Below are 5,905 nucleotides of genomic sequence, written 5' to 3'. Positions count from 1 at the left end.
CCAGAAGAATGTCTCGGGCCTCGGTCAGCGCTGCTTCGGGAGTAGGCTGTCTGGACTTATAGGTGGACAGGGCCAGTTGTTGGATGACAAAACTGTCGTTGGGTCGTTGTTTCTGGACCTCTTTCAACAGCCGGCAGGCGTCGGCGAATTCGCCGGCCAGCAGCTTTGCCTGAGCCTGCTCAAGATTGGCTTTGGCGGTTTGCGGAAGCGTTTCGTCATCCCCCGTGGCGGTCCCCTGACCAACCCTGAAGACCGCCGTGCCGGCCATGGTTTCGTCGAAGCGTAAGTTTGCCCCGCCTCGTGCCGTCGCGCCGGCTGCAGGGGCCGCAGCAAGCGGAGATGCGGGCGGCGGCACGGCAGGAGAGGCGGTGGGTGCGATGGAAGCCGATACAGGAGTGGGAATCTCATCCCCGGCGCGCTCTACCCGCGGTGGGGTCAGCTCAGGCAGGAAAGTGTAGACCGGGCTGTCGATCGCGCCGGCCGCCAGAATGTCAGCGATGGCCTGCTTCAGATCATCGCGGAAACGCTTGGCCTCTTTGGCGCCGATATCTTCTCCCAGATGCTTGTAGCGGCGGATCACGATGTGGCCGACATCGAACGGGTTCTTGAAACCCTCCTCGGCGACAATGATTGTTGCGCTCGGACGCAGCCCGTAGCGCACCCCCAGTTCAAAGGCGGCATTGACGTTGTAGGTGGACAGGTCCGCGATCACCAGGTCGGCTTGTAGCAAGAGCTTGTACATGGGCACGTCGATGGTGCCGGAATGGGGAATCTCGTCGGCGCGGATGCATTCAAGATTCGACGCTTCAACGGCTTCCTTGATGATCGCGTAGGATGCATCCAGATCCAGCACGCGCCCGTCGGTGAAATCGGTCTTCTTGCCGAAGCCCTGGACAACGAAACAGGTGGTCATCAGACAAATCCCTTGAAATGCTTGAGATCGAAGTGGGCAGCGGCGTACGCCACACCTACGCGCTGGATTCCGGTGATGAATTTGATCGAATCCATGAGCTGCACTCGGGCCGGGTCGATATCCTTCAGCCCCAGGGCGTCAAGACCCTCGCGCGACACGTCCGGGTCATAGCGCACGTACGCAAACTGCTTGGCGCCGGTCCAGTTGGGGGCGTCCGGCGTGGCGACCAGATCACCGATCTCCCGATCGATCGGGCCGCCGTGGCGGCATTCGCCCAGAATACGGCAGGCCGTATCCCAACCGGCCGAAGCAGCGTTCATCAAGGCAGACGGGATGCTCTTTGCGTGGTCGAGCAACCACAAATCCTCTTCTTTGAGATCGGGTCGCGCCTTCGCCGCGTTGCCGGTGCCCACCGAGACGATCAGCAGCTTATCTGTGCCTGTCGCCCAGTTCACCTTGTAGGGCGCCGAAGTGGCCATCTGGAAAGCCAGGAAGGCCGAATTGTTGTAGGTGGTGACGCCGCCATCGACAAAAATGAACTGGTATTGGTCCGGCGTACCTGGCGCGAAGGTTACGACCTCGGGCGGAAAGAAAGTGGGCGCCGCGGTGCTGGCGCGCACCAGTTGCCACAAAGGCAGATCCAGATTGCAGTCCTTGCGCGGGCTGCCATCGGATTTGATCCGCTGGTTGTATTTGGCGCGTGGGTTATTGCTGACCGGCCAGGGTGAATCGGTCGTGTGATTGCGCAGCACCATCATCAGCATGGTGCGCAACCCGTCATCACCCAGGGTGGCAGGCGGCGAACCCTCGGGATAGCCGAGCGCACGATTGAGTTCGTTGCGCAGTTTTTCGGCCAGGGGTTCGTCGTTGTAGCTGTAGCGCAGCCGCTTGAAAACCGAGGCCTTGTCGAACATCTGCTCGCCGCTGCCGACATAGAATTCGCGAATCTGATCGATCGACATTCCGGTCGCGATGCACGCCGCGATGATGGCGCCCGTGCTGGTGCCGCAGACGAAGTCGAACCAGTCGGCCAGCACCAGGTCGGGCTTTTTCAGTTCGGCGCGCAGATCGGCTTCGATCCTGGCGAGAATTTCAACGCTGATCAGGCCAAGAATGCCTCCTCCGTCACACGTCAGGATTTTCTTGGGGCCAACGGAATCTATGCTTGCGATGAGTTTGCTGGACATGCTTGCCTCCTTATTGATGTGCTGATGCTACCCATTTTAGTTGCTAACCACGTCCCGTTCGCCGTGGTCAATGGAGATGCAATTCTCATCCATACATCACGAATCCACCCGCCGGCACCTCGATATGCACCGCCCGGCCGTTCCGCGACTCGATGGTCGTGGCGTCGCCGATACGCGCCACGTCGGTGGAGTAGAGGCAGGTCAGCATGCCAGGTTCGGCGTGCAAGGTGGCGTCGATGGTGACCCAGGCGGCACGGGCGCTGTATGCATCAGTGTTGATGGCCAACAGGATTTCCTGGTTGTCGAAGAGGCGCGACCAGGGAACCACTGAGCGGATCTGGCCGCCGATCATGTGCGGCAGACCAAAGTCGCCATCCTCGCCCGAATCAGAAATCTCCCGCAGGTATTGCCGTCCTCGGCGCAGCGCCAGATGCTGGCTGCGTAATACCGTGATCTCGGCGATGAAACGGAAGATCTCATGATTTTCGTCGAAAAAATGCCGGCCGCTGCTTTGCAGGGAGCCAAATGCACCGCCAAACATGCATTCGCGCAGGTAGCGGTCATTGTCTCCGGTACCGTCGAAAGCCTGCTCGGTACCGTAGTAAATGCAGGGAATCCCCATGGACATGAGGTTCAGGCCGAGCACAGCCTTGAGATGAGCATACCCGTTGTTGACCCAGTCGCCGCAGAAACGGCCCTTGTTGTTTCCCTTGCGCACCTGGTCATGATCGTCGAACAGCGTGACGACGTGCTTGCCGAACCAGACATGGGATGATTTATTCACCAGCGCCGAGTTGCGGAACAGGTTGAAATAATCGACTGGTTCGCGCCAGCCCTTGGCCAGATAGTCCATGCGGTCCGGAATGTCGTCTATGCCCAGCGCGGCATCGAGTCCGGTAAGTTCCAGTGTGTTGTAAGCATTGTCGCGCCCACCAGTGATCTCACCGACCAGGAAGAAGTTTTCCTTGCCGAGACTCTGTGCGAATTCCTTGATGACAGCCGCGAAATAGCGCGTCGCGCCGGGCTCCATGTGTTTGACAGTATCTATGCGGAAGCCGTCAACGTCGGCCAGGCCGATCCAGAATTTGAATACGTCGCAGAGGGCGGTGAGGGCAGGCGTGGGGTGAAAGGCATCGACAATGCGCCGGTTTTGCGCATCGCGTTCGTGATCGCCATGGTGGATGTCCTTGAGGGTTACGAAGTCGCCCTCGAGAAATTCCGGATCGTTGTCCCAGCTATTGATTCGCCCCTTGGTGGTGAAGGTCGCGGCGTCCTGCAGCTCTGCCGGCCAGACTGCATCGTTGGGCCAGGCATAACCGTGGGTCGCAGGATTGATGGGCCCGAAAGGGATATTGGTCTGGCCGAAGGCGTTACGCCAGCCGGCCACCGGATAGGTGCCGCCATCCCAGCGCGGATCCATGCCGATGTTGCCGTACTCGTCGCGGGCCGGATAACGGTTCGGATTGAACTGATAGCCGAACACATCGCCACTGTGATTGAGGATGATGTCGAGAATGACTCTAATGCCGTTTGCGTGAGCCGTGTTGACCAGATCGATGAGGTCCTGGCGGGAGCCGAAATGGGGGTCGATGTCCAGGAAGTTCTGGATGCCATAGCCGTGGTAGGAGTGGGTATCCGCGGCGACCTGCTTGAAAACCGGGCTGATCCAGATGGCCGTTGCTCCCAGGCGTTTCAGGTAACCGATCTTGCTTTCGAGTCCCTTCAGCGTACCTCCAAGCCACTCGTCGCCGGTATCTGCCCAGCTGGAACGATCCGCTTTGTAAGCATCATCGAAAAAGCTGAACGGGGGGGTACTGCCGGTGACGATGATATTGCCATGGATGTCACGGAAGCCTTGCTCCCGTCCGTCGGAAAAGCGATCGAGCATCAGAAAGTAGAGCACCTGGTCTTCCCAGGCGGCAGGTGACGGAAGATAGCCGGGCCGGCGCAAGGCGGCCCAGTCGATTTCTTGCAGACTGCGTTCGAGCTGGTCGTGAGTGGTATTGTCGATAGGCATGGTGGCTTACCTCAGTGAACGTATGTCATGTGAGTTGTATGGGCTGGCTGGCCGTCATGGGGCTTTGTTGATCGTTTTGAATTCACCCTTCACTTCACTCTGTTTTTCCTTTCGGCATTCCGGAGTGCAACCTTGTATGAAGCAGACTAGGGCAGTGCTTATTGAGTTCCGTGAAATCCGGTTGCCATGGGCTCACGTCTACCACGTCCGTCGGAATGCGCCTGACCAGACGGCCAAGGCGTTGCTACCCCGTTGGATGAAGCCAAGTGTCGGATTTTTTTACACAAAATCGATACCGATGAATCGTTCTATTCGTAATAGCCTAATGGAAATCGAGGGTTTTTCAATCAATTCCGTGAATTAGTTCACGGGCGTCAATCGGCATGCGGAACTATGTCACGCTTTTTGCCGAATTCGCTCGTGTCGGGGAAATTTACATGTGCAGAAAGGAACCAGGGTCGGACTCAATGAAACGGCGTATGGCATGCATATTGCAGTTACAACGCTACATACAACTGGAGTCTTCAAATCATGCTTATTCGTACGTTTGCCGCAACCCTCGCTGCCCTGGTCGCCTTGCCCGCCTCGGCCTACACTATTGATGGCAATCTGACGGATTGGGGTGTGCAAACCAACTTCACCACCGGCAACGCGATCAAGGGTCATACGGTCGATACCGATTCGACCGGGAATCTCTCCCAGTATGTCAATCCTGGATGGGGCGGTCAGGCCTACGATGCCGAAGCGCTCTATGTCGATTACGACAGTAGCAAGCTCTATCTGGCGCTGATCACCGGCCACAATCCAGCGATGGTGAATAGTGGTTCAAGTTCGTATGCGCCTGGGGATTTCCTGATTGATTTTGGCCGTGACGGAACGTTCGAATATGGCATCAAGACGACGGGTGTCGACATCGGCAAGCTTTTCAAGATTGCTGGCGAGAGTGATCTCAAGTTTGGTCTTTTCACCGGTCAGGGGACGCCCTATACAGACGGTAGAAACGCCGTTTCGATCAAGGACGGTCATGGCCAGAAGCTTGGTACCGGCGGCACGCTCGCCATCAGCGGAGCATTTACCGGCTATGGCGCCTACACAGGCGACACGCACTATGCCTACGAGGCTGCGATTGATATCAGCTTGTTCGGAGGTGATTGGAGTTTGCCCTTTGACGTGCAGTGGACGATGCAGTGTGGCAACGACCTGGTTTTGGCCGACCCGCCTCAGGCTACTGTGCCGGAGCCGATGAGTATTGCCCTTTTTGGCATCGCGCTGGCCGGGCTGGGTTTGAGTCGCCGTCGCAACCAAAATAGCTGCTGAATCAGCGTAACTCGGCCACAACACGCAGAATTGGATTTCAATATCGCGGCCGGCTCAGCGTTCTGTCACTTCTTCGCCCAATGCCTTCACTGCGGTTTCGAACCAACTTGTGAAGTCCTGATTGAGCAACAGACGGTGTGCGTCCCGGAGGGCCAGAAATATGCGCTGGCCTCGTTGCAGATAGGCAAGCCGCTCGCTTTTTCCCAGTTCGACAAAAACGCCCAGCTTGGCGCAACAAAGGGCTTCATCCAATTGCCATCGAGCATTTTCTGGATCGCGGGCGGTTAGGTTTTTACGTATGTTCAGACACTTGCGGAAAGACGCCAAGGCCCCCGGTAGGTCGTTCTGGGCCACCAGCACATCGCCGATCTTGTCTTGGCTTAGCGACAGATCACGCTGCCACTCCGCATTGGAGGGATCGAGACAAGCCAATTTTTCGGCGATGGCCAAGCCCGCTTGGAACGCAACTAG

At 57.7% G+C, this 5,905-nt stretch carries 4 protein-coding genes and 1 pseudogene; 1 reads left to right on the top strand and 4 read right to left on the bottom strand.

What is annotated here, in order from left to right; translation table 11 throughout:
* The 3 genes and pseudogenes from PROAA_RS10550 to PROAA_RS10540 form a co-directional block, all read right to left on the bottom strand.
* Positions 1-913: pseudogene (locus PROAA_RS10550) on the bottom strand (TRAFs-binding domain-containing protein); the annotation flags it as partial.
* A complete protein-coding gene (locus tag PROAA_RS10545) occupies positions 913-2,100 on the bottom strand; it encodes a patatin-like phospholipase family protein (protein ID WP_186411303.1) in 1,188 nt (395 codons plus the stop codon). The pseudogene PROAA_RS10550 and the gene PROAA_RS10545, both read right to left, overlap by 1 nt.
* 85 nt (positions 2,101-2,185) lie before the next feature.
* Positions 2,186-4,117 (bottom strand): alpha-amylase family glycosyl hydrolase, encoded by a 1,932-nt coding sequence (locus tag PROAA_RS10540; protein ID WP_186411302.1) that lies wholly within the window; start codon positions 4,115-4,117, stop codon positions 2,186-2,188.
* Positions 4,118-4,648: 531 nt separating this feature from the next.
* Between PROAA_RS10540 and PROAA_RS10535 the strand changes: the two genes are divergently transcribed.
* Positions 4,649-5,434 carry a PEP-CTERM sorting domain-containing protein gene (locus tag PROAA_RS10535; RefSeq protein WP_186411301.1) on the top strand — a complete coding sequence of 262 codons (786 nt, stop codon included), beginning with the start codon at positions 4,649-4,651 and terminating at the stop codon, positions 5,432-5,434.
* 54 nt (positions 5,435-5,488) lie between these two features.
* On the opposite strand, the gene PROAA_RS10530 is transcribed toward PROAA_RS10535, so the two are convergent.
* Positions 5,489-5,905 (bottom strand): hypothetical protein (locus tag PROAA_RS10530; RefSeq protein ID WP_222102214.1); only part of this gene is annotated, 417 nt, incomplete at its 5' end.

The organism is Candidatus Propionivibrio aalborgensis, assembly GCF_900089945.1.
GTDB classification, from domain to species: domain Bacteria; phylum Pseudomonadota; class Gammaproteobacteria; order Burkholderiales; family Rhodocyclaceae; genus Propionivibrio; species Propionivibrio aalborgensis.
Note: the sequence above shows the minus strand (reverse complement) of the source record. Positions and strands in the feature narration are given on the sequence as shown.

Coding starts and splice junctions, on each gene's coding strand:
- PROAA_RS10545 (WP_186411303.1), bottom strand. CDS start 2,100: ATGTCCAGCAAACTCATCGCAAGCATAGATTCCGTTGGCCCCAAGAAA.
- PROAA_RS10540 (WP_186411302.1), bottom strand. CDS start 4,117: ATGCCTATCGACAATACCACTCACGACCAGCTCGAACGCAGTCTGCAA.
- PROAA_RS10535 (WP_186411301.1), top strand. CDS start 4,649: ATGCTTATTCGTACGTTTGCCGCAACCCTCGCTGCCCTGGTCGCCTTG.